18 protein-coding genes are annotated in these 22,833 nt (G+C 59.5%); 13 read left to right on the top strand and 5 right to left on the bottom strand.

All coding sequences use genetic code 11. The features are described from left to right. The first annotated feature begins 52 nt into the window (after nucleotides 1-52). The 7 genes from HNQ36_RS16130 to HNQ36_RS16100 all read left to right on the top strand — a co-directional run bounded on the left by HNQ36_RS16130 (nucleotide 53) and on the right by HNQ36_RS16100 (nucleotide 4,748). Nucleotides 53-1,168, top strand: a complete 1,116-nt coding sequence (locus tag HNQ36_RS16130; RefSeq protein ID WP_184086801.1) for a redoxin domain-containing protein — start codon at nucleotides 53-55, stop codon at nucleotides 1,166-1,168. Nucleotides 1,169-1,312: 144 nt separating this feature from the next. Then, nucleotides 1,313-2,119, top strand: a complete 807-nt coding sequence (locus HNQ36_RS16125) for an SDR family NAD(P)-dependent oxidoreductase (RefSeq protein ID WP_184086799.1) — start codon at nucleotides 1,313-1,315, stop codon at nucleotides 2,117-2,119. Between the two features lie 35 nt (nucleotides 2,120-2,154). Continuing rightward, nucleotides 2,155-2,589 (top strand): Ohr family peroxiredoxin, encoded by a 435-nt coding sequence (locus HNQ36_RS16120; RefSeq protein ID WP_184086797.1) that lies wholly within the window; start codon nucleotides 2,155-2,157, stop codon nucleotides 2,587-2,589. A gap of 155 nt (nucleotides 2,590-2,744) precedes the next feature. After that, nucleotides 2,745-3,296 carry a YkgB family protein gene (locus tag HNQ36_RS16115; RefSeq protein ID WP_246395399.1) on the top strand — a complete coding sequence of 184 codons (552 nt, stop codon included), beginning with the start codon at nucleotides 2,745-2,747 and terminating at the stop codon, nucleotides 3,294-3,296. Between the two features lie 61 nt (nucleotides 3,297-3,357). Beyond that, complete coding sequence (locus HNQ36_RS16110) at nucleotides 3,358-3,801, top strand: cupin domain-containing protein (protein WP_184086793.1); 444 nt, start codon at nucleotides 3,358-3,360, stop codon at nucleotides 3,799-3,801. Further along, nucleotides 3,798-4,262 (top strand): carboxymuconolactone decarboxylase family protein, encoded by a 465-nt coding sequence (locus tag HNQ36_RS16105; RefSeq protein WP_184086791.1) that lies wholly within the window; start codon nucleotides 3,798-3,800, stop codon nucleotides 4,260-4,262. The genes HNQ36_RS16110 and HNQ36_RS16105 overlap by 4 nt, the downstream gene beginning before the upstream one ends. Nucleotides 4,263-4,295: 33 nt before the next feature. Further along, nucleotides 4,296-4,748 (top strand): MaoC family dehydratase, encoded by a 453-nt coding sequence (locus HNQ36_RS16100; protein WP_184086789.1) that lies wholly within the window; start codon nucleotides 4,296-4,298, stop codon nucleotides 4,746-4,748. 405 nt (nucleotides 4,749-5,153) lie between these two features. On the opposite strand, the gene HNQ36_RS16095 is transcribed toward HNQ36_RS16100, so the two are convergent. Together HNQ36_RS16095 and HNQ36_RS16090 are read right to left on the bottom strand one after the other, a co-directional pair. Continuing rightward, nucleotides 5,154-6,980: a methyltransferase domain-containing protein gene (locus HNQ36_RS16095; protein ID WP_184086787.1), complete on the bottom strand. Its 1,827-nt coding sequence runs from the start codon at nucleotides 6,978-6,980 to the stop codon at nucleotides 5,154-5,156. Nucleotides 6,981-7,016: 36 nt separating this feature from the next. After that, nucleotides 7,017-9,551: a glycosyltransferase gene (locus HNQ36_RS16090; protein WP_184086785.1), complete on the bottom strand. Its 2,535-nt coding sequence runs from the start codon at nucleotides 9,549-9,551 to the stop codon at nucleotides 7,017-7,019. A gap of 720 nt (nucleotides 9,552-10,271) precedes the next feature. Here HNQ36_RS16090 and HNQ36_RS16085 point away from each other — a divergent pair. Next, entirely contained in the window at nucleotides 10,272-11,006 is a 735-nt protein-coding gene (locus HNQ36_RS16085) for an outer membrane protein (protein ID WP_184086783.1), read from the top strand. Nucleotides 11,007-11,116: 110 nt separating this feature from the next. On the opposite strand, the gene HNQ36_RS16080 is transcribed toward HNQ36_RS16085, so the two are convergent. Both HNQ36_RS16080 and HNQ36_RS16075 read right to left on the bottom strand, forming a co-directional pair. Then, nucleotides 11,117-12,247, bottom strand: a complete 1,131-nt coding sequence (locus HNQ36_RS16080) for a zinc-binding dehydrogenase (RefSeq protein ID WP_184086780.1) — start codon at nucleotides 12,245-12,247, stop codon at nucleotides 11,117-11,119. A 168-nt stretch (nucleotides 12,248-12,415) separates the two neighbouring features. Then, the gene (locus tag HNQ36_RS16075) at nucleotides 12,416-13,315 is read right to left on the bottom strand and encodes a LysR family transcriptional regulator (RefSeq protein ID WP_184086778.1); all 900 of its coding nucleotides are present in this window, start codon (nucleotides 13,313-13,315) and stop codon (nucleotides 12,416-12,418) included. A 96-nt stretch (nucleotides 13,316-13,411) separates the two neighbouring features. On the opposite strand from HNQ36_RS16075, the gene HNQ36_RS16070 reads away from it, so the two are divergent. The 4 genes from HNQ36_RS16070 to HNQ36_RS16055 all read left to right on the top strand — a co-directional run bounded on the left by HNQ36_RS16070 (nucleotide 13,412) and on the right by HNQ36_RS16055 (nucleotide 18,171). Further along, on the top strand, nucleotides 13,412-14,386 hold the full coding sequence (locus HNQ36_RS16070) for an NAD(P)H-dependent flavin oxidoreductase (RefSeq protein WP_046827987.1): 975 nt from the start codon (nucleotides 13,412-13,414) through the stop codon (nucleotides 14,384-14,386). Nucleotides 14,387-14,447: 61 nt separating this feature from the next. Beyond that, the gene (locus HNQ36_RS16065; RefSeq protein ID WP_184086776.1) at nucleotides 14,448-15,638 is read left to right on the top strand and encodes an ABC transporter substrate-binding protein; all 1,191 of its coding nucleotides are present in this window, start codon (nucleotides 14,448-14,450) and stop codon (nucleotides 15,636-15,638) included. A 66-nt stretch (nucleotides 15,639-15,704) separates the two neighbouring features. Next, complete coding sequence (locus HNQ36_RS16060; RefSeq protein WP_184086774.1) at nucleotides 15,705-17,225, top strand: acyl-CoA synthetase; 1,521 nt, start codon at nucleotides 15,705-15,707, stop codon at nucleotides 17,223-17,225. A gap of 172 nt (nucleotides 17,226-17,397) precedes the next feature. Further along, nucleotides 17,398-18,171: a sulfite exporter TauE/SafE family protein gene (locus HNQ36_RS16055; protein ID WP_184087095.1), complete on the top strand. Its 774-nt coding sequence runs from the start codon at nucleotides 17,398-17,400 to the stop codon at nucleotides 18,169-18,171. 17 nt (nucleotides 18,172-18,188) lie between these two features. Here the strand turns inward: HNQ36_RS16055 and HNQ36_RS16050 are convergent, their stop codons facing one another. Beyond that, the gene (locus tag HNQ36_RS16050) at nucleotides 18,189-20,294 is read right to left on the bottom strand and encodes a molybdopterin-containing oxidoreductase family protein (RefSeq protein WP_184086772.1); all 2,106 of its coding nucleotides are present in this window, start codon (nucleotides 20,292-20,294) and stop codon (nucleotides 18,189-18,191) included. 204 nt (nucleotides 20,295-20,498) lie between these two features. Between HNQ36_RS16050 and HNQ36_RS16045 the strand changes: the two genes are divergently transcribed. Then, the gene (locus HNQ36_RS16045) at nucleotides 20,499-22,829 is read left to right on the top strand and encodes a xanthine dehydrogenase family protein molybdopterin-binding subunit (RefSeq protein WP_184086770.1); all 2,331 of its coding nucleotides are present in this window, start codon (nucleotides 20,499-20,501) and stop codon (nucleotides 22,827-22,829) included. Nucleotides 22,830-22,833: the final 4 nt, after the last annotated feature.

Below are 22,833 nucleotides of genomic sequence, written 5' to 3'. Positions count from 1 at the left end.
GTCCGTCGCGAGGCCACGACAGTCTCTTTCAGAAGCTCGAAGGAGTTTACCAATGAACACGACCAAGCTTCTGGTGGCAGCAATTCTCGCCGCGGCGATCGGGGCACCGATCGCTGGCTTTGTCGGCGAGATGAAAGGGGAGCCGATGTCATCCACCGGAGTGCGCGTTCCGTTCCTTCACGGATTTCCTATTGACCCGTCTGCCGGTCAAAACGCGCTGACATCGCTTGACCGCGCGAACGAATGGCTAAATTCGCCGGCTCTGACCTCCCAATCTCTGCGCGGCAAGGTCATCCTGATCAATTTTTGGACTTACACCTGCATCAACTGGCGTCGTCAGCTTCCGTATGTTCGCGCCTGGCATGAGAAGTATAAGGACCAGGGACTGGTGGTGATTGGCATTCACGCCCCGGAGTTTGACTTCGAAAAGAACACGTCAAACGTTCGCTGGGCCGCGGAAGACATGAAGGTCGACTACCCAATTGCGGTTGACAACAATCATACCATTTGGCGCGCATTCGAGAACCAGGCTTGGCCGGCGCTTTATTTTATCGATGCGCAAGGACGTGTCCGCCATCACTTCTTTGGCGAAGGCGCCTATGAGCAGTCCGAGATGGTGATCCAGGCGCTGCTGCGCGAGGCCGGCGCCACTGACGTCAGTCACGAACCGGTTGCGGTGGATGCCCGCGGTCACGCCGCCGCGCCCGATTGGACCAATCTTAAATCTCCCGAAAATTATCTCGGCTTCGCGCGCACCGAGAATTTTGCTTCGCTAGGCGGCGTATTGCGGGACAAGCCTCGCGTCTATCAGCCGCCTGCGAGACTGAACCCGAATGAGTGGGCGCTGTCAGGCGATTGGACGGTCCGGTCAGATGCCGCTGCCCTCAACAAGTCCGGTGGAAGCATCGCATACCGCTTCCATGCCCGCGATCTTCATCTTGTCATGGGTCCGGCAGAGCGTGGATCGTCCGTAAAATTTCGTGTGCTGATCGACGGACAGCCGCCGGGCTCCGCCCATGGGGTCGACGTCGACGAGCAAGGCTACGGCACGGTGACCGAACAGCGGATGTACACGCTGATCCGGCAATCGGGGCCAATCGCCGATCGCCAATTTGAAATCGAGTTCTACGGGCCCGGCGCGGAGGTCTTTGCCTTCGCGTTCGGCTGATCCGCCGGACGACGGCTAACAGCATCTCACAACGCATAACGGGCGTTTTCTGCTTTCCGGGCGTAGGTGTTGAGCAATGCAAGAGCATCAAAGACCCAGACAGTGTCCACGCGCCAGCGGCGCAACTCAAAAGGATAAAGTGCCATGTCCAACTCCCCCAAAGGCGTTGCGGTCGTAACAGGAGCCTCCGCCGGAATCGGTGCAATCTATGCGGACCGGCTGGCCCGCCGCGGCTACGACCTTATCCTCGTCGCACGCAACCAGGCCCGGCTCGACGACCTGGCGAAGCGCATCGCCGGCGCGACGGGGCGCGTGGTCGAGCCTGTCGTCGCCGATCTCAACAACAGGGCGGATCTGAAGCGGGTCGAGACGATCCTCGCCACCGATCCGCGGATTACGATGCTGGTTAACAATGCGGGTGTCGGTGCGCTCGAACCACTTCTGCAGTCCGGCATCGACGCCATGCAGGCGATGATTGACCTCAATGTCACGGCGCTGACGCGGCTCACCTATGCCGCTGCTCCGGCGCTCGTCGGCCGCGGGGGTGGTGCGATCATCAATATCGGCTCAGTGGTAGCCATCGCGCCGGAAGTCCTGAATGGCGTCTATGGCGGAACGAAAGCTTTCGTGCTCGCCTTGAGCCAGTCGCTTCATAAGGAGTTGGCTGACAAGAACGTGCGCATCCAGGTCGTCTTGCCCGGCGCGACCGCAACCAACTTCTGGAACGCGGCGGGCGGCGCACACGAAAATCTGCCGAGCAATATCGTCATGCAGTCGGACGACCTAGTCGACGCCGCGCTTGCCGGCTTCGATCTGGGCGAACTCGTCACCATCCCGTCGCTTCCGCACGCAGAGGATTGGGCGGCTTACGAAGGGGCGCGCCAAAAGCTCATGCCGAACCTTTCCCTTAATTCCGTGCCGGCGCGATACCGAACCGCCGTCCCGGCGTAGCGAATGTGGTTTCGATCGAACGATATGGATGGACTATGAACGAGACTTCAAAGGTCGTGCATTCGGCCAGAACCCGCACCACAGGCGGCCGCGAGCATGGCGTCTCGCGCAGCTCGGACGGGTACTTGGACATCAGGCTGGCGGCTCCCGACTCTGGCCGCATCGGCACCAACCCGGAGCAGCTGTTCGCAGCTGCCTGGTCGGCCTGCTTTGAGCAGGCGATCAGATTAGTTGCGCAAAGGAGAAAAATTGCTCTGCCGACCGGCATCACGATCGACGCAGAAGTAAATCTGAACCTCGCGGACAGCGGCGAGTTCCTCAGCACTGGCCTCCACGTCAGCATTCCGGGCGTCGAGCGCGACGTTGCCCAAGTTCTGCTCGACGAAGCACATGCGATTTGTCCGTACTCAAAAGCGACAAGGGGCAACATCGACGTAGCGATCAAGCTGGCAGAGCCGGTTTGGCGCTGACTTCGCTGCAAGACTTTGAGAGTTGGAGAAGCGCGATTCCATCATGTCATGCACGGAGTCGCACATGATCGGATGGAAAAACGATCGAGCTTCCCGATGCGATCGGGCAATTTTGCGACTCGTCTCGATTTACCCATGTGAACAAGGAGTGGACCATGAAAACGGAAATGACCATGTCACGTATCACCACCCAGATCCCGACGCCGGTTCTGTCAACTCGCACAACCGATGGATGGCGCCATCAAGCCGAACGCCTGATCGCCTATGCGGAGCCGATCAGCCGAGCCAGCCTCTACGTCTCGCTCGGGATCATTTACGCCTGGTTCGGCGCGATGAAGTTTACGGCCTATGAGGCGGAAGGGCTGGTACCGCTCGTGCAGAACAGCCCGCTCGTGAGCTGGTTCTACGCTCTGCTTTCGGTCCGCGGCTTCTCGAATTTTCTGGGCGTCATCGAGCTCAGTATCGGGCTGCTGATCGTTCTCAGATTGGTGAATCCGATCTTTTCCGCAGCCGGTGGTCTTCTCTCGACCGGACTGTTCGTCACGACTGTCAGCTTCATGATCTCGACGCCGGGTGTCGTGGTCCCGGAGCTCGGACCGCCGGCGATTACGGTCGCGCCCGGTCAGTTCCTTCTTAAGGATGTCGGACTGTTCGCCGCCTCCTTCTGGGTGTTCGTCGACTCCTTTAAAGCCCTTGTTCGCAGGTGAGCCGACCGGTCTTGCTGCCGTTGAGAACAAAAGCGCCCAACGCAGGGCAAAGGAGAACACCATGAAAGTACGATCCGTCTTCGGCGCGGCTTACGCTGCTATTGCCATCGCCACTGCGGTGCCTGCCGCCGCCCATGGCGTTGGAGAAACGGTCACGCCGCACTTTCAGCAGATGATACCCAACATTCCCGGCAAGTCACTGGTCGCTCTGGTTGTCGACTATTCGCCGGGTGGGGCGTCGCCTTCGCACATCCATGCCAAATCGGCTTTCATCTTCGGCTACGTCTTGTCGGGAGAGATCGAATCCCAGGTGAATGACGAACCCAGGCGGGTCTACCGCGCCGGTGAAAGCTTTTATGAGACGCCGGGCTCCCGCCATCTCGTTAGTCGCAATGCGAGCAAGACAAAGTCAGCAAAGCTGCTCGCAGTGTTCGTCGTCGACACCGGCGAAAAGGATCTGACTACGCCCGTTGAGCAAGACTCGTCATCCAGGAGAGAAAAATGAGTAAGCGACTCGACTATAATCAGATTGCTCCGGCAGGCGTGAAGGTGCTGGGCGGCGTCTACAGCTACGTCATGCAGAGCGGCCTTCCCCCTGCGCTGGTCGACCTGGTGTACCTACGAATTTCCCAAATCAATAACTGCGCCTACTGCCTCGATATGCACACGCGCGACCTGCTCAAGAAGGGAGAGAAAATCGAGAAGCTCGCGCTGGTGCGAGCGTGGAGGGAAGCCGGCGATCTCTTCGACGCGCGCGAACGCGCCGCCCTTGCATGGGCCGAAACGGTGACGCGCGTCGCAGATACCGGCGTGCCGGATAAAGAGTATCAGGTCGCCCGCGCCGTCTTCGATGAGCGAGAACTCGTGGATCTCACGATCGCGATTAGCTTGATGAACGCTTACAATCGCATGGCAATTAGTTTTCGGAATACGCCGCAGGCTGCGCTTGGGAAGACTCCGAGCTGAGTACGGCTGAAAAGGTAACGGAGGAGAGGTGTGATGACACAGGTCGAGTGGTTTGACGATCTTCAAGTTGGGATGCGGTTCAAGACCGGCGACTTGCAGATCACCGCGTCAGACATCAAGCGCTTCGCCGCGGAATTTGACCCTCAGCCGATGCATTTAGACGAAGACGCTGCAGCCAAGACGCTATTCAAAGGTCTTGCGGCATCGGGATGGCACACAGCCGCAATCGCAATGAAGCTCGCCGTTCAAAGTCGCCCGTTTGGTCCGCATCCATTGATTGGAATGGGCGTCGATGGGTTACGTTGGACGGCCCCGGTGCGCCCCGGCGATGTTCTGCATCTGGATGGAGAAATCGTGAGTCTCACTCCCTCGAGCACCAAACCGCACGGCAGCGTCGTTGTGAAGTGGACGATGTACAATCAAAATACGGAGCCAGTATATACGTTCACTCCGATTACTATAATTCCGCGGCGTCTACCGAGCTAGTTTCAGGTTCGGAACCGCGTAAACGCTACAGGTAATCGCAAGTGCATGGCGTTGATCTGACGTAATCTAAAGGTCAGTCGTCGAAACCTCCATGCTAACGGAATGATGCTCGATGTCCATGTTCAAGTGCCACAAGTCCATTTCACCCGGATTGTTGCAACGACAGAGAAGTTGCGGCCAAGCCGTCAAATGGCAACGCGCTTATGCCTACACTTGGGCAGCGTAAAGTAAGCCCCTGAATCGGCCGCGCTAGGCGATGACGCTAGGTGTCACGCTGGAGCCGTACACAAATCTCAGGTTTCCGACTTGGCGGTGCTAATGCGCAGTTGGCCGTTCGCGTAAACGGTTTTGCCTGGCGCTTCCCGCACGATTGATCAAGATCAGTCGAAGTCGCTCTTGTCTAGGCTATCGCCTCTTCGTCGCGCAAATGACATGCTGAGGGTTTCCAAAATAAAGCAGTTCTTTCGACCAGTAGGTAAGAACCTCACAATCCTCAAAGCCGACCTTCTGAAGTTCATCAAGAACCCGCCACCCGTAACGCCTGAAACTGAGTGAGCCCTTTTCCATATCCACCGGATTGCCGTGATATTCCGGCTCGCCATGGATAATCAGTTCTCCGGATGAACTCAGCTCTGCTTGTACGTGATGGTCGTTCAAGGCAGCACTGAAAGGAGCCGTAAAAAGCAATCTGCCGCCTGGCTTCAGACATCGGAAGAATTCCTCGAAGGCTTTATTATGATATGGCACGTGCTCCAGCACATCAAAACTGAGGACATGGTCAAACGAATGATCCTTAAAGGACATTGACTGAATATCCTGGTGAAGAACACCGTTTCTGATCTCGCCAGACAGTCGAGCATCCGGGAAGAATTCGCTTCCGGTCGTATTGGCAAATCTCTCCTTCACCCAGCTGTACGTCGACGTGGTTGCTTCGGTAATGTAAATCGAATCGGTTTCAGCCGGAGAAAACTCTTGGCGGAAAATCTGTAACGAGGCTCGGACGCGATTGGCCAGCCCGCACGCAAGACAATTCAAGTGCTCACGCCAATTTGGAACGACGCGTCCATCCGCCAGGGTTCTGGACGAATACATGCTACTGACCTGAAAGCTATGTGTTTTAGCGCAACAGGCGCAGTATCCTGTGAGCCTGAAGGCATCCTCACCAAACGGGATCGCTTCTTGTTCAACCTGTTCGCGGTCACGGATAACATTTTGAAGAAACGAGCGGGCAACATCATACTCTTCGAGAGAGCGTGATCTCAGAAGCGGCAGGTGCGGAATGTCTCCCTTTCGGGATTGCCGTTCTCGAGCAATGCTTTCATCCGTGTGCGCGTTGTGACCAGACGATCCGCTCCAGCTAAATCCGTAAGGAACGGTCGTGTAGTGCGAATGTCCGTTAAAGAACACTTCGTCTCTGTATCGGTCGAGCAGGAGTGACACGTCGCCCGAGTTGCCAATACTAAACTGTGAGCTGTGGCGCGATAAGATTGATGTGTCTTCAATCTTGTTGCCGCTGAAGTGGAAAAAACGAAGTGGCTCTCCGTTTACAGTCCAGACATCTTCTTCCCGGCGAACGCGTCTTTGCGACAAATTCCAGTAAGCGACGTTATAGCCTAGGTGCCGCAGAATCTTTGTATTGCTTATGAAGGCAGGCAACAGATCAGCCCACTTTTGATCGACGAAAAGCCCATTAGGCAGATCAATAACGCAATGAGTTTCTAGTCTTCGCCCCCACCAAGAAGCGACCCTTCGTACTTCATCGGTTCCTCGCAGCATGCAGAAACCAAGATTGTAGATCCCATACTGGAGAAACTTGTCATCGCTCATTTCCGCATATTCGGCGGGTTCAGATATGTGAGGAGTAAGGACGCAATCCGCGCCGGCTTCGATGAGCTGATTCAGCTCGTCCAACGGGGAGACAATGAAAATATCCGGATCCAGGTAAACGACGGGCTGGTTAGGCTGGGAATCGAACAGATACGAAAAAACGAAGGGTTTGATCGCGGTGTTCAGCTCTGTGATGTTGTAGCGACGGCGCATCTCGTCAAAATTGGGAATGCCCAATTGGTCGATGTTTAGAATTTCGAAAGGAAATTGTAGCCGATCAAAATTTGAAAGGTCGTCACAAACCGCGACGTGAAAATGCACAGATGCTTGATGAGCGACGAGTGACCTGTACAGGGCAAGCGCATAGCCCAGGAAGTTTTTCGAACAGATCGTAAAGAATATCAAGTCGCCGCTCCTTTTCGTTATAGGCATCGTAGCAAATCAGTGAATCGGAGCCGGGGCGCCTGCGGATGAAAGTAGTTTCGAGATCCGCTCTCTATTCGCATCGAGAGAAAATTCCTTTTCCATAAGCGCCAGTCCCGCCTCAGACATGGCAGCCCACCTATCTGCCTTCAGGTACATTTCAACGACGTGTGCTGCGAATGATTCGTCAGTCTCTCCGACAGCGACATTCTTTCCATTGGAAAGACCCATCCCCTCCGCAGCAATTGGAGACAGCACACAAGGCACGCCATGCGCTAGCGAGGTGGCAACCTTTCCTTTTGCGCCCGCTCCAGTACGAAGCGGTGCAACCATTACTCGAATCTTGCTCAAGGCGTCTGCCAAATCCGGGACATGTCCGAGGGCGACAAATCCCGGCTCGCGACGATTTATGATATCGGCCGGCATATCCGCGCCCATTGCATAAAATTCGACGTCAGGCAGCTGCTTGCGGACAATCGGCCAAATACTGTCCAGGAAATGGTGTACGGCATCGACATTTGGGGTGTGTGCGTATCCGCCGATAAATCCCACGCCGCGCCGCGCGGAGAACCCTACGTTGCTTCTGACCACCGCGCGTGCCAGCGGCAGGGTGTAAACGGGCGAGCCGGGAACTAGCTTCTTTAAGAGATCGTCCTCGGCCTCAGACACCACGACAGTTGTGTCGGCAAGGCGTATGAGCGCCAACTCACGTTCTTTGGTTCTGAGAGCGAGATTGAGCAATTTTCTGTCGCTCTTGAGATTCGCATCTCTCTGCTCGCGAAGAAAATGCAGATCCACCGTGTTGAAAATTACCTTCGCGTCGATGCAGTGACGCCTGACACTTTCCATGAACGCGCCACCCGCGTGGACCCGAGACAGGATGCAAACGTCGACTGAGCGCCCCAAGGATTTGATGACATCTTCTGGTGAGGCGTAATTCCGGGAGCTTGGACACGAAACGCCAATTGCCTCCAGCGCGCTTTTGTTCGGACTATCTGAGGAAAACTCGGCTGTTGGCAAGAATGAAACATCATAGCCGAGCGCTTTCAGGGACAGGACGAGATTCATCGCATCCACTGATCCTGAATCCTCATTTGGTCGCGGGTAGACGCTATCTATGATCAGGACATGCCTCTTCCCTGCTTTGTCTTTGAGTGTGTGTTCGTGCTTGATAGGAAGGCTCGATGGGGGGCTCTCGATCGCGTTCTCGCGGACAACAGCCGGGTTAGTGAGGAGCTGCTTCAGCCGCATTCTTGCTGGCCTCGTCGAGGTAGCAAGCTTTCGCTTTATTGGATCAAGCTGAAAAGTGACAAGATATTTCGCGAGTTTGAAGTAGCGACCATTGCGAGCTGAATCGGGTATTCGCCGCGCGGCAGCTCGCAGAGGTTTGGTCAGTTTCCAAGAAGTGCTTTCTTCGAAAGTCCGCCTCACGGATGTTAGACGCAGTTCTTCTCTTCGTTCCAGGCTTTTCCCGCGCTCTACCTGAAATGCCAGCTCTCGCTTTAACGCGAAGGTTTCCTCCCCGTTCGCGTGTTCTAGTTCTTTCAATCTAAGTGTTTGCTCGGACAACTCTCTCTGGAGGTCTGCTACAGTCTCTTGCGCAGCGGCAAGGCGACGATGCGTGTCCGCATAGCCAAGCCCGATATCGGTGACAGCATCTTCCTGTAGTTCGCCCTGGTGCTCGAACAGCGAGATGATTGATTCCAGCCTTGATAGTGCCTTCTCTGCTGGTGCATTTGCCAACTCGAATTTTACAACGTTAAGGAGCGCGGCGGGACGGATCGGAAAAGGCGCCTTGCTTAGCGAAGCAATCAGCGAAGGAATTCTCACAGCGGGCCGGATCGACTTCTCATAATTGGCCATGGCCTCCGGCAATGACGCTGAGAAGATAAGCGGGATACTGAGTTGCTCTGCGATCTCTTCCCATTTCAGTAGGACGTCGATTTCCCCGTTGTCCCAGAACCCGAAGGGGCGATTGTATGCAGCTGCCGTAACGGCGCCATGCATCGCTGCCGATAGGACAAACTTCGCCGACCCGACCGCATCGATGAATCGACGCAGCTCACTTGTATGGGATGAAAGATTTGGCCTCAGGACTTCATCGCATCCACTGAGCTTCCTCAGCTCTTCATCGGAACGTTGATCATGAAAGTGCGGGATGCATACAGTCTTGTTGGCAAAGTTATCGGCGGGCCTTGGCGTATACAATGCGGGAAGCAGGAATGCTGGATCGCCGAGGGGTACCGCTGCACCAAGTCGAAGGGCCGAGGCCGTAGCAGTGCCTCGCACGGCAAGGAACTGAGCTCCCTTCCGGCGATGCTCGGACGGTCCTCCCTTGGTCCGCACCCCAGATCCCCAGAAAACAATCTTGGTTTCGCGGTTGTCGTGTTGGGGTTCAGGGACGAATAGATCGTCTATGACGCTTCCCCCGATAAAGACGCAGTTCTTCGCGTTGCCGATCGGGTAAAAGAGCTCCTCCATGAAGAATTCTGCGAGATAGTCTCCGAAGTTCTGAACGCGTTCGCCCTTCTGCCAGTAGTAGATGTAGTCCATCGCTTGTATGCCCCGATCAGCATTGAGCGCGCCGCGAACGCCCTAGTCCCATGGAAGGATCTGAATGTCCTTACCCTTGCACAAATCCGTATTGGCGCAAAGATGCGCTAAACTGTTCGATCTTTCGATTGCTTGGCGGCTTGTGTGAGTGAGAAGAATTATGAATTTGGGACAATCTTGTGCCGTTCGCGCTGATGCCGAACAAGCTGTTCCTGTGTTGTCCACACTATCAGCGCAAACGGCGCCAGCAATTCAAGGCGACGTTTCAACCCGGCCTTCTGAAGGCTGACTCAGAGTTCGGATCCTCTGTCATAGATGTGTATGGGGATTGTTGGACGGCTCTGGGGTTGAGATGAGTGATCTGCTCGGTTCGAAGTTCGTGCGCGACGGCGCATCGCGGCAGGCTTTGCAGCGTCGTCTCACGAGGCGCGCAGGTCGGCGTTGAACCCCGGGATTGATGTCGCTCGTATGCTTCCGCAAGGCTTGCTCGAAGGTCCGCGGCTGCGGAAAATCCTGGCGCTGGCTATCACGGACGCGGTGCGCCCCACGTTATGCTTAACGGTTCCTTTCAGAATCAGCCGCCAGAGTCTCTTTTTTGTCACGCCGGAAGAGAATGCATCGTGTGGGGCCAATAGAAGGAACCCATACGGCCCGTCGTCCATTTCTCGTTAACTGGGGGGCCGATAGGGTCCGCCCAACTCAACATGGGGAGATATAGAGATGGGTTATCGTTCCGCACTGCTGGCTTTCTCGGCCGCCGTTCTGGCTTCCACAGCGTCGGTCGCTGCTGATCTGCCGGCCCGCACCTACACCAAGGCGCCGGTTTACGCTCCAGCGCCGATTTTCAACTGGACCGGCATCTACGTCGGTGCGCACATCGGCGCCGCGTTCGGCGGTGACAACGGGTACGCAACCACGCTCCCCGGTTTGACCGGCAGCAACCGCGAAGCAGCGTTCCTCGGCGGCGGCCAGCTCGGCGCTGATTACCAGTTCGCTCCGAACTGGCTGGTTGGTATCGAAGGCCAGATCTCCGGCCTCTCGGGCAGCGACCGCACCTTCAGCAACGGCATCGATTCGTTCCGTGATCGTTCGGATTGGCTCGCTTCGATCACCGGCCGCCTTGGCTACACCTGGGGTCCGGGCCTGATTTACGCTAAGGGCGGTGTCGCGTTCCGTGACGACAACGGCCTTGCTGCAACCGCTGGCTTCCTGCCGGCCGTCGCCAGCCGCGAATCGACCGGCTACACCGTCGGTGGCGGTCTGGAATACATGTTCGCCCCAGCTTGGTCGGCGAAGGTCGAGTACCAGTACTACAACTTCGACACCACCAACGTTGCCTTCACGACGGCCGGCCCCGTCGCGCAGGCTCTCAGCTACAAGGACGACCTCCACACTGTGAAGGTTGGCGTCAACTATCGCTTCAACTGGGGTGGCCCGGTCGTCGCGAAGTACTAATAAGTTTTCTCCAGACAAACTTAAGGCCCCGGGTTACCCGGGGCCTTTTTTGTTGAGCTGCCAAGATCGAAACGCCCATGAGGTTCGCCTTCGCGGCGTGGGCAATCCCATCAAGCCTTGTTCGGATTGATAAGAAACTTCTCGCCCGTTGCGCGCTTGCCGTAGGCGGCGATGTTCGAGAGCTGCAGCGCTTCCTGCAGCGACACGACTTGCGTGTAATGGCTGGCGAAGGTGGTCTTGAGTTCGGCGGCAACGCGTTCGCGCAACTTCTGCGCCTCCGCGGGGCCTATCTTTTGCAAAAACGGGAACAGCAGCCAGCCGCCGACGCCCCAGGCCATCCCGAAGCTTCGGTTGATTTCTGTCGGACGGGTATCGAGGCCGCCGTAAATGTAGACCTGCTTGTGAACGGTCGAGCCATATCGGCTGTAGGCCTTGGCGGTCTTGTTGGCGGCCGCCTCCATGCAAGCCAGGATCTGGCCTGCCAGCTTGCCGCCGCCGATGGCGTCGAATGCCAGCGTTGCGCCGGTCGCCACCAAAGCCTGCGTCAGGTCGTCCATGAACGTTGCACTGCTGGAGTTGCAGACGTAGGTCGCACCGATCTTGCGGAGAAGCGCTTCCTGCTCGGCATTGCGCACGATGTTGACGAGGCCGATCCCGTCCGTGAGGCAAATCTTGTTGAGCATCTGGCCGAGATTTGACGCTGCGGCAGTATGGACGAGTGCCTTGTGTCCCTCTCGCCGCATGGTCTCGGTCATGCCCAGTGATGTCAGCGGATTGACGAAGCACGAAGCGCCTTCCGCCGCTGTCGTTCCATCGGGAAGGACGAGGCAGTCGGCGGCCTTGATGCAGCGGTACTGCGCATACATGGCGCCGCCGATCATGGCGACCATCTTGCCCATCATGGACTGGGCTCTGCTGGAGCTTCCTGCTGCGACGACAACACCGGCGCCTTCATTTCCGACTGGCATCGATTCATCGAGGCGGCCCGCCATCGCTCGCATCAACGGCTCCGGGACCGCTGCGGTCACAACGATGCTATCGCCGGTGCCGGACGATTTCGCGGTCGTCATGTCGGCCGCACCCAGAAGGAGGCCGAGATCGGAGGGGTTGATCGGAGAGCCCTCGACGCGGACGATGACTTCGTCGGCAGCCGGTTCGGGAATTTTGACCTTGGCCAGCGACAGTTCGAGTTCGCCGCTCTTCTTGATCAAGGAGCGAAGCTGAAGTCCCTCGAAACCCATTGTGATCTCCCGTGACAATTTACATTCTTGCTTGTGAACGCGTGCTGTAGCCGCACGTTGGCGGCAGAGGCACACTTTGCGCTGGATTGAAGCCCGCAGGCAATGCGGCGGCTCAAATATAAGTAATTGACTTGCGGACGTTTCGTCGTCACGCGGGGGCGGCGCGCTTCACGCCTTGGTGGCGCCGCTGAGAATCTCGCGATCGGCGCGGGAGCGTTGCGTGACGAAATTGATCACGGCGCGGACCGGCGGCAGGTCAATCAGGTCTGGATGCGCCAGCAGCCAGATGTCGGAAATGCCGGCCAGCTTTTGCGGCGCGACGCGGATCAGGTCATCATGCGCATCACCGACGATGCAGGACATGGCGCAAATGCCGATTCCGGCGCGGACGGCAGCCAGCATGTCGGCCTGCGATGAGCAGCGCATCACCACGGAGGCCTGCCGCGCGACATGATCGCTCCAGCGTCCGAGTTCGGCGTTCGAGGCCCGGTCCGCGAAGCCGACGATATTGTGGTGCTTCCAGTCGTCGCGGTGCGCGGGCAGCGGACGGCGAGCGGCATAGTCGCGCGAAGCGTAGAAGCCGACGCCGAGGCGCGCGATCTTGCGGCCAACGAGATTTTCGTCGCCGCTTTGATAGATGCGCAACACGATGTCCGCCTCGCGCTTGCGCACGCTGACCGGAAACGGGTGGGTGACGAACTCGATCTGAACGTCGGGATGGGTCTCGATGAATGACGCCATATGCGGCATCAGCCAATAGGCGGCCAGCGTCGGACCGATCGAGAACTTGACCAGCCCTCGCGCTTTCGTGCCCGTGGCGGACACTGCGGCTTCGGCTCGCAACGCGGCGGCCTCCATCATATCGGCGTGTTCGCGGAAGCGGCGGCCCTGCGCCGTCAGCACCAGTCCGTCATTGGAGCGAACGAACAGTTTGGTCCCGAGTTGGGCTTCCAGCGCGGCGATTTCGCGTCCAACAGTTGGATGGCTCGAGCGTAGCCGTCGCGCGGCGCCGAGATAGCTGCCGGATTCCGCAACGGCAATGAAAGTTCTGCAAAGGTCCCAATCCATTTCTGTTCAATCCTGATACAACAAGTGTTCAATATTGGAGATAGGGGGGGCGGGTCAAGATGTTATCGTCGCTCACATTCAACGCAGGAAAATCTGATGCCGCTTCCAGCTTCTCTCACCGGTACGCTTGAACTGCCCGTTCTCGGGTCGCCGCTCTTTATCGTGTCGGGTCCCGAACTTGTCATCGCGCAATGCAAGGCCGGCATCGTCGGTTCGTTCCCGGCGTTGAACGCGCGGCCGGTCGAGAAGCTCGGTGAATGGTTGACGCAGATCGAGGACGAACTCGGCGAATACCAGGCGCTGAACCCGCACAAGAAGGTCGCGCCCTACGCGGTCAATCAGATCTGCCACGCCTCCAACGATCGCCTGATGAAAGACATGGAAACCTGCGTGAAGCACAAGGTTCCGATCATCATCACTTCGCTGCGTCCGCCGTCCGAGATTGTCGATGCAGCGCATTCCTATGGCGGCGTCGTGTTCCACGACGTGATCAATGTGAAGCATGCCCGCAAGGCGGCCGAGCAGGGTGTTGATGGCCTCATTCTGGTCTGCGCCGGCGCGGGCGGTCATGCCGGAACGCTGTCGCCCTTCGCGCTGGTGCGTGAAGTGAAGCAATGGTTCAAGGGCACCATCCTGCTGTCGGGCGCAATCTCTGACGGCTGGGGCATTGCATCCGCGCTCGCGCTCGGTGCCGACATGGCCTACATGGGCACGCGCTTTATCGCCACTGTCGAGGCCAATGCCGACGAGGCCTACAAGAAGGCGCTGACCGACTACGCGGCCCATGACACGGTCTACACCAACCTGTTCACCGGCGTTCACGGCAACTATCTCGGCCCGTCGATTGCGGCCGCGGGCCTCGATCCCGACAATTTGCCGGTTGCCGACAAGACCAAGATGAACTTCGGCTCGGGCGGCAACATGAAGGTCAAGGCCTGGCGCGACATCTGGGGCTCGGGGCAGGGCATCGGCCAGATCACCGACGTGCCGCCGGTGGCGGAACTGGTCGAGCGCCTGAAGGCGGAATTTGCTGAAGCCAGTGGCGATTTCGCAAGGCGCGCGAGCGCCTGAACGAGTGGCGGGACGCGCATAAGCGCGGTCCGATAATATCAATCAACCCAGGGAGAGAATCATGAGAGCCGGACCATTGCGCGCGATTGCGTTGATGACGCTCACCGCTTGCGGAGTGACGCAAGCGCTGGCGGATGCAAAGGGTGAAATCCGCATCGGACAGACCTTGCCTTACAGCGGGCCGCTGTCGGGCTTCGGCACTATCGGCCGTGTGCAGGAAGCGTATTTCGAGAAGGTCAATGCCGAGGGCGGCATTAACGGGCGCAAGGTGAAGTTCATCAGTATGGATGACGCCTATTCACCCCCGAAGACCGTCGAGCACACGCGCAAACTCGTCGAGCAGGACGAGGTGCAGGTGATGTTCGGCTCGCTCGGCACCGCGACCAATAACGCCGTGCATCGCTATCTCAACGGCAAGAAGATCCCTCAGCTCTTCGTCCTCAGCGGTGCGACCAAGTGGGCCGATCCGAAGGGCTTCCCGTACACGATGCCAGGCATGGCGGCCTACGAGTCCGAGGGCGTCATTTACGCCAAGTACATTCTGCAAACCAAGCCGAATGCGAAGATCGCAATCCTTGCGCAGAACGATGATTTCGGCCGCGACTACGTCAACGGCTTCAAGCGCGCGCTCGGCGCCAAGGCTGCCACGATGATCGTCTCAGAGGTCAGCTATGAAACCAGCGCGCCGACCATCAGCTCGCAGCTCGCGAGCTTGAAGGCTTCCGGGGCTGACGTGCTGTTCGGTGTGGTGCTTGGGAAATTCACGTCGCAGCTGATCAAGGGGATTGCGGAACTGGGCTGGAAGCCCGAACTGACCTTCCTGCCAACCTCGGCGGCGTCGATCTCGTTTCTGGCGCCGGCCGGTCTCGAGAATGCCGTCGGCATGATCTCGTCCAGCAACCAGAAGGACGTCCAGGACGTTCAGTGGGCGAACGATCCGGGCGTGAAGGACTACTTCGCGTTCATGAAGCAGTACATGCCGAATGCAGATCTCAACAATTCCAACTATGCCGCCGGATATAACTACGCCCAGCTGATGGTCGCGGTTCTCAAGGCGTGCAAGGACGATTTCAGTGCCGAGAATATCAAGCGTCAGGCTGCGTCGCTGAAGGACCTTCAGTTGCCGTTGCTGTTGCCTGGCATCACGATCACTACCGGTCCGGACGATTACCTGCCGTTCCAGCAGTTGCTGCTGCGTCGCTTCGACGGCAAGAGCTGGGTCGGGTTCGGCAAGGTTCTCGACGATCAGTAAAGCCATAGCGGGCGCGCCGCGGATGCGGTGCGCCCGTTCTCGTCCTTTTCCAACCGGAACGACACGATGATCATCAGCGGCGATCGCCAGATCAGCACTCCCGAGATTCAAGAGCGCATCGCGCGCGCGGCGAATGGCTTCAGGACGCTCGGCGTTCGCGATGGTGCGCCCGTGGGCTTGATGCTGCGCAACGATTTCGCTTTCTTCGAAGCCTCATCGGCAGCAGCGATGCTCGGCTCGCCAGTGGTGCCGATCAACTGGCACCTTAAGGCCGAAGAGGTTGCCTATATTCTGGCCGACAGCGGCGCCCATGCGCTGGTCTGCCACGCCGACCTGTTGCCCCAGGTCAGGGATGGCTTGCCGAAGCGGTTGCCGCTGCTGGTGGTGGCGACGCCACCGGAAATCGCGGACGTGTTCAGTGTTTCTCCTGAGTTGGCGCGTGTGCCCGATGGCTTTGTGGATTGGGATACGTGGCGCGACAGCCATGCACCATCCAAGGACGCGCCGGGCCGGGCATCGCCGATGTTCTATACCTCCGGTACTACGGGCCGGCCAAAGGGTGTCCGGCGTCTGCCGATGCAACCCGAGCAAATAGCTATCGCCGAACGGGTGAGTGCCATTACCTATGGCGTGAAGCCGAATGAGGATCAGATCATTCTGATGAACGGGCCGATGTATCATTCGGCGCCGAATTCCTATGGCATGCTGGCGTTCCGCCATGACTGCACCATCGTGCTGGAGCCGCGCTTCGATCCCGAGGATCTGTTGCAGATGATCGAGCAGCACAAGGTCACGCACATGCACATGGTGCCGACGATGTTTGTGCGCCTGTTGCGGCTGCCCGACGAGGTGAAGACGCGCTACGACCTGTCGTCGCTGCGCTTCGTGGTGCACGGCGCCGCGCCGTGTCCGGCGCCGGTGAAGCGGGCGATGATCGAATGGTGGGGGCCAGTCGTCCACGAGTATTTCGGCTCGACCGAAACCGGAATTCCAATCTGGCATTCGGCGCAGGAGGCGCTGGCGAAACCCGGCACGGTCGGGCGCGCCATCGAAGGCGGCATCGTCAAGATTTTCGGCCCGAACGGTGAGCCCTGCGGCGTGAACGAGATCGGCGAGATCTTCATGCGGCAAACCGCGATCCCGGATTTTGATTATCACCGCAAAGCGGGTGCGCGTGAAGAAGCCGGCCGGGAAGGCCTGATCAGCGTCGGCGACGTCGGTTACCTCGACGAGGACGGCTATCTGTTCCTGTGTGACCGCAAACGCGACATGGTGATTTCGGGCGGTGTCAACATCTACCCCGCGGAAATCGAAAATACCTTGATCGGCATGGACGGCGTGCGCGACTGCGCGGTGTTCGGCATCCCGGACGAGGAGTTCGGTGAACGGCTGTGCGCCTGTATCGAGCAGGAGATTGGTGTCCGTTTAACCCCGAAGGATGTGCAGGACTATCTGCGCAAGCGGCTGGCGAACTTCAAAGTGCCGAAAGAGATCAACTTCCTCGACGCGCTCCCGCGCGAGGCCAGCGGCAAGATCTTCAAGCGAAAGCTGCGCGATCCGTATTGGGAAAATCGCCCGTCCGCATAACGGGCGGTTGCTCGTCCAAGCGTTAACGCAACCTTGCAGACCTGTTGAAAGCTGCTGAATTCTGCCGTTGCCGGTGTTCCTGCGCTGAAATCGTGTCATGCTGTCCCGACTGAACGGAAACAGCACGGCGGAACGAACCGCTGGCGGGGGCGAGCAGCATGATGTTCTTTCCATGATGTCCTTGGCGCAAGGCTTGCTCGGAGCGGCATCGGGCTCGCTTGTCGGCTTTTCGCTGGGTCTCGTCGGCGGCGGCGGTTCGATTCTCGCAGTCCCCTTGATGGTCTATCTGGTCGGCGTGCCGAACGCGCATGTGGCGATCGGCACAAGCTCGCTGGCCGTTGCGGCGAGCGCAGCGTTCAACCTCATTATCCACGCGCGTTCGGGAATGGTGAAGTGGGACTGCGCGGCGGTGCTCGCGGGTGCCGGGATCATCGGAGCATTTCTGGGCTCTCTGGTCGGCAAGATGGTCGATGGGCAGCGTCTGTTGATGATGTTTGCGATTCTGATGCTGGTGGTCGCCGTCCTGATGCGACGGCGTCGCGATCACAGCGGCAACCAGTTTGTGCGGCTGAGCAAAGCCAATGCGCCGGTGCTCGCCGGTCTCGGGCTTGCGACCGGAATGCTCTCCGGCTTCTTCGGCATCGGCGGCGGCTTCCTGATTGTGCCCGCACTCGTCTTCGCGACCGACATGCCTCTGGTTTATGCGGTGAGTTCCTCACTGGTGGCCGTGCTGGCCTTCGGCCTCACCACGGCGACGAGCTATGCTTTCTCCGGTCTGGTGGATTGGCCGCTGACCGCAGTCTTTATCGCCGGGGGTCTGGTCGGCGGATTCGCGGGCGTGAAGTCCGCGCATTTGCTGGCAGACAAGCGGACGCTCCTCAACGACGCCTTTGTCGGCGTGATTTCCTGTGTCGCGATCTATATGCTGATCCGAAGCTGGATGTAACGACGAGCCGGGTTTATTTAAGCGGCAGGTTTGATCCAGACTCGGTTGTCGTGGAACGCCGCGCCGCCATAGGGCGCGATCGGATCTGCGCCCGTCAGCGTGTTGATACCGCGGCCGTCTTCATACGCGTCATTCGGCCAGATCGACTCCGCGATCAGCACACCACGCCGAACGCCTTCGAAGACCTTGGCATGAATGCGCACTTCGCCGCGCTGATTGCCGAGGACCACCTTGCTGCCGTCTGCAATCGATAGCTCCGCTGCGTCGTCAGGATGGATCATCACCATCGGCCGCTGCTCGCGGCCAAGCGAGGTGGGTGTCTCGTTGAAGGTGGTGTTGAGGAAGTTGCGCGCGGGCGATGTCGCCAGACGGAAATGATGCTGGTCGTCGGCTTCCTCGATCACGGTCCAGTGGTCGGGCAATTCCGGCAGTCCTTCGACTGGTCCGGAATGCCATGGGCAGCGAAACGGCACTGTTAGCCAATCGGGTTTGAAGCGGAATTTGCCATCCGGCCACGCGAAGCCCTTGCTGTAATGCGCGGTGTCGAAATCCGGCTGGCAGTCGATCCAGCGCTCGCGCTCAAGATTTTCCAGCGTGCCCCAGCCGGATTTTTGCAGCGTCCAGTCGATGATCTCGCGCGGCGTCATGTCGAAGCCGCGATGTTCGGCGCCGAGGCGCCTGGCGAGGCCGACAATCACGTCATGGTTGGAACGACATTCGCCCGGCGGCTCGATCAGTTTGGGGCCCGCAATGATGTATTGATGTCCGCCGCCTTGATAAACGTCGTCATGCTCCATGAACATCGTGGCCGGCAGCACGAGATCGGCCGCCTTCGCCGTCTCGGTCATGAACTGCTCATGGATGCACACGAACAGATCCTCGCGCGCGAACCCTTGCTTGACGCGGGTCTGGTCCGGGGCGACCGAAACCGGATTTGTGTTCTGGATCAGCATCGCCGTTACCGGCGGGCCACCCATCAGCGCATCGGCGTCGCCGCACAGGATCGCGCCGATGCGCGATTGATCGAGCGAGCGGACCGACGGGTCCACCGCGTCGAGCCCCTCGATAAGAGTGCGGTCCCAATGATAGATCGCGCCGTTGTTGTGGAACGCGCCGCCGCCTTCATGGCGCCATGCGCCCGTCACCGCCGCGATACAACTCGCCGCATGCATGTTCGCGGCGCCGTTGCGCGACCGCGAGAAGCCATAGCCGAGCCGGAAGTATGTGCGCGGCGTGTTGCCCACCAGGGCAGCGAACTCTTCGATGGTCTCGACCGGACAGCCTGTGATCTTCGAAGCCCATTCCGGATCTCGGCTACGCAGATGCTGCTCCAACTCGTGCGGCGCATCGGTGAACTGCGTCAGGAAATCCCGGTCCGCTTTGCCATCGCGGAACAGGCAGTGCATCACGGCGCAGGCGAGCGCGCCGTCAGTACCCGGCCGCACCAGCACGGCGAGGTCCGCCTGCTCCATGGTGCCGTTCATGTAGACGTCCACCGCGACGATTTTCGCGCCACGTTCCTTCCGCGCGCGCGTTGCGTGGGTCATGACGTTGACCTGGGTGCTGACCGCATTGGTCCCCCAGATCACCACGCAATCGGACTTCGCCATTTCGCGCGGGTCGGGGCCCGCGAGCAGGCCGGTGCCCGCGATGAAGCCGGTCCATGCCGGATTGACGCAGATGGTCGAATGGAATCCGGAATACTTCTTGGCATGGCGCAGGCGATGGATGCCATCGCGCATCACCAGACCCATGGTCCCCGCGTACTGATAGGGCCACACCGCCTCGCTACCATGGCGGGCCTCGGCCTCGCGGAATTTCTCCGCGACCAGATCAAGCGCATTATCCCACGAGATCGGCGCAAAAGTGCCGGAGCCCTTGGGGCCGGTGCGAATCAGCGGCTGGGTCAGGCGGTCGGGGTGATGGATGCGCTCGGCGTAGCGGGCGACCTTGGCGCAGATCACGCCGGCGGTATAGCCGTTGTCCCGAGCGCCGCGCACGCGGCCGATGGTGCGCTCGTCGAGCACATCGACTTCCAGGGCACAGGTCGAGGGGCAATCATGCGGGCACGCTGTTGCTGCGACCCGGAGCGGTACGGACTTGGCGCGGAGCATCTCGTTCATCGCTGCGACCTTAATCGGCGCTGCCGGACATGCAAGGTCGGGACGGGGTCGCGGGGGCTTGGAAGCCCCGATTCCAGCGCATGGCGGCAAACCAATTCGCGGACTCAACTCCGAGCGCATGATTGTGCTATGCGGAACCGGCATTTGGAAGCGATGGGGATTGCCGCCGCTCCGGTGCCAGGTCACCACTTCGAAGGAATCTTCATGAACATTCTGCCCGCCAATCTGCGCTTCGGCGCGGGACAATCCGTCAAGCGTCTTGAGGATCAGCGGCTTCTCACAGGGCAGGGACATTTCATCGACGATAAGCCGCAGGACGGCGCATTGTGGCTTTACGTGCTGCGCTCACCGCACGCCCACGCAAAAATCACGGCGGTCGACACCAGCGCCGCGCTGGCAATGGCGGGAGTCGCAGCCGTCTATACCGGAGCTGATCTGGTTGCGGACGATATCGGCACTATTCCAACCTTGCCGATCTTCAAGCGGCCGGACGGCTCGCCGATGGCCGCGCCGCCGCGCCGGTTGCTGGCGCATGATATTGTCCGCTTCGCCGGCGAGCCGGTCGCCGCCGTGCTCGCCTCTTCGCGGGCCGATGCCCAGACGGCAGCCGAGGCGATCGCTGTCGACTATGAGGTTCTGCCTGCGGCCGTCAGTCCGGCGGAGGCACTGGCGCCCGGCGCGCCGGCCGTCTGGCCCGACGCGCCGGACAATATCGCCGCGGCGATGAACTATGGCGATGCGGCGGCGACGGAGGCTGCCTTCGCCAGGGCAAAGCATGTTGTCTCACTCGATATCACCAGCCAGCGCCTGGTGCCGTCCGCAATGGAGCCGCGCAGCACCCTGGCGGAAGTCGACAGGAAAACCGGCCGCCTTACGCTGCATGTCCAGAGCCAGACCCCGACAGCGACGCGCGACATTCTTGCGGATGTTGTGCTGAAGCGTCCGAAAGACAGCGTTCACGTGCTGGTTGGCGATATCGGCGGCGGCTTCGGTCACAAGGTCAATCTCTATCCCGAAGACGGCATCGTTGCCTACGCAGCCACCAAGCTAAAGCGCGCGGTGCGCTGGCGCGGCGACCGCATCGACGATTTCATTGGCGGATCGCATGGCCGCGATCTCACATCGACCGGCGAATTCGCGCTCGATGAAAAGGGCCGCGTGCTGGCGTTCCGCGTCCGCTCGCTGGGCGGCACCGGCGCGTACCTCACCGGCGCCGGCGTGATCATTCCGCTGGTGCTGGGACCGTTCGTGGCGACCGGCGTTTACGATCTGCCGTTGATTCACTTCGACATCAAGGCGGTGTTGACCAACACCGCACCGACCGGGCCGTATCGCGGTGCCGGGCGGCCGGAAGCCGTCTTTATCGTCGAGCGGCTGATGGATGCCGCTGCACGCCAGATCGGGATGGACCCACGCCAGATTCGCAAGGTCAACTACATCAAGCCCGCGCAGATTCCCTACACCAACGCCGTCGGTCAGGTTTACGATAGCGGCGCTTTCGCACACATGCTTGAACGCGCCTCGAAACTGGCGGACTGGGATGGTTTTGCCGCCCGCAAAAAGGCCGCGAAGAAAAAGGGCCTGCTCTACGGACGCGGCCTCACCAGCTACATCGAATGGACCGGCGGCCGCGTCCATACGGAGAAGGTCACGCTGCATGCCACAGCCGAAGGCCGTGTGGTGCTGCAGTCAGGCACGCAGGCGATGGGGCAAGGACTTCAGACCAGCTACTCGCAGATGGTCGCTGCCGCGCTCGGCATCCCGGTCGACCGTATCGACGTGATTCAAGGCGACACGGATTTGGCGACAGGTGGCGGCAGCGTCGGTTCGCGGTCGCTGTTCGTGGGCGGCACGGCGGCGGTGGTGTCGGCAGGCGATCTGATTCAGAAGGCGCGCGAAAAGGCCTCGCACGCGCTCGAAGCCTCGGTCGGCGACATCGAGTATGGCGATGGCGTCCTGACGGTGGTTGGTACAGATCGGCGCGTCAGCCTGTTCGATCTGGCGAAGGGCGAGAAGGATGCGCGTCTCACCGTCGACAGTCAGGGTGATGTGGACGGCCCAACCTGGCCGAACGGCACGCATATCTGCGAAGTCGAGATCGATCCGGACACCGGCGTGACCCGCGTGGTTCGCTACACCACGGTGGACGATGTTGGTGTTGCCATCAATCCGATGCTCGTGACCGGTCAGGTGCACGGCGGCGTGGCGCAGGGAATCGGGCAGGCGCTTTATGAAGGCGTGGTTTACGATTCCTCTGGGCAGTTGCTCACCGCGAGTTATCAGGACTACTGCATTCCACGCGCCAGCGACATGCCGCATATGGAAGTCACTCTCGACGATTCGGCGCCGTGCGTGACCAATCCGCTGGGTGCAAAGGGTTGCGGCGAATCCGGCGCGATCGGCGGTCCGCCTTGCGTGGTCAACGGCGTGATGGATGCGTTGAGCGAGCTTGGAATCAAGTCCCTGCAGACGCCGCTGACGCCGGTGAAAATCTGGGATGCGATCCGTGCCGCCAAGGTCGATACCGCGGCGTAAGGGC

The sequence above is a fragment of the Afipia massiliensis genome, from assembly GCF_014203115.1.
GTDB lineage: Bacteria > Pseudomonadota > Alphaproteobacteria > Rhizobiales > Xanthobacteraceae > Afipia > Afipia massiliensis.
This window is presented reverse-complemented; position numbering and strand designations above follow the sequence as displayed.

Bases quoted from the DNA above. Each gene is read 5' to 3' on its own strand.
- HNQ36_RS16120 (WP_184086797.1), top strand. From the start codon at position 2,155: ATGAACGAGACTTCAAAGGTCGTGCATTCGGCCAGAACCCGCACCACA.
- HNQ36_RS16130 (WP_184086801.1), top strand. From the start codon at position 53: ATGAACACGACCAAGCTTCTGGTGGCAGCAATTCTCGCCGCGGCGATC.
- HNQ36_RS16080 (WP_184086780.1), bottom strand. From the start codon at position 12,247: ATGGGTTTCGAGGGACTTCAGCTTCGCTCCTTGATCAAGAAGAGCGGC.
- HNQ36_RS16110 (WP_184086793.1), top strand. From the start codon at position 3,358: ATGAAAGTACGATCCGTCTTCGGCGCGGCTTACGCTGCTATTGCCATC.
- HNQ36_RS16050 (WP_184086772.1), bottom strand. From the start codon at position 20,294: ATGAACGAGATGCTCCGCGCCAAGTCCGTACCGCTCCGGGTCGCAGCA.
- HNQ36_RS16125 (WP_184086799.1), top strand. From the start codon at position 1,313: ATGTCCAACTCCCCCAAAGGCGTTGCGGTCGTAACAGGAGCCTCCGCC.
- HNQ36_RS16070 (WP_046827987.1), top strand. From the start codon at position 13,412: ATGCCGCTTCCAGCTTCTCTCACCGGTACGCTTGAACTGCCCGTTCTC.
- HNQ36_RS16045 (WP_184086770.1), top strand. From the start codon at position 20,499: ATGAACATTCTGCCCGCCAATCTGCGCTTCGGCGCGGGACAATCCGTC.
- HNQ36_RS16100 (WP_184086789.1), top strand. From the start codon at position 4,296: ATGACACAGGTCGAGTGGTTTGACGATCTTCAAGTTGGGATGCGGTTC.
- HNQ36_RS16115 (WP_246395399.1), top strand. From the start codon at position 2,745: ATGAAAACGGAAATGACCATGTCACGTATCACCACCCAGATCCCGACG.
- HNQ36_RS16105 (WP_184086791.1), top strand. From the start codon at position 3,798: ATGAGTAAGCGACTCGACTATAATCAGATTGCTCCGGCAGGCGTGAAG.
- HNQ36_RS16075 (WP_184086778.1), bottom strand. From the start codon at position 13,315: ATGGATTGGGACCTTTGCAGAACTTTCATTGCCGTTGCGGAATCCGGC.
- HNQ36_RS16055 (WP_184087095.1), top strand. From the start codon at position 17,398: ATGATGTCCTTGGCGCAAGGCTTGCTCGGAGCGGCATCGGGCTCGCTT.
- HNQ36_RS16085 (WP_184086783.1), top strand. From the start codon at position 10,272: ATGGGTTATCGTTCCGCACTGCTGGCTTTCTCGGCCGCCGTTCTGGCT.
- HNQ36_RS16065 (WP_184086776.1), top strand. From the start codon at position 14,448: ATGAGAGCCGGACCATTGCGCGCGATTGCGTTGATGACGCTCACCGCT.
- HNQ36_RS16060 (WP_184086774.1), top strand. From the start codon at position 15,705: ATGATCATCAGCGGCGATCGCCAGATCAGCACTCCCGAGATTCAAGAG.
- HNQ36_RS16090 (WP_184086785.1), bottom strand. From the start codon at position 9,551: ATGGACTACATCTACTACTGGCAGAAGGGCGAACGCGTTCAGAACTTC.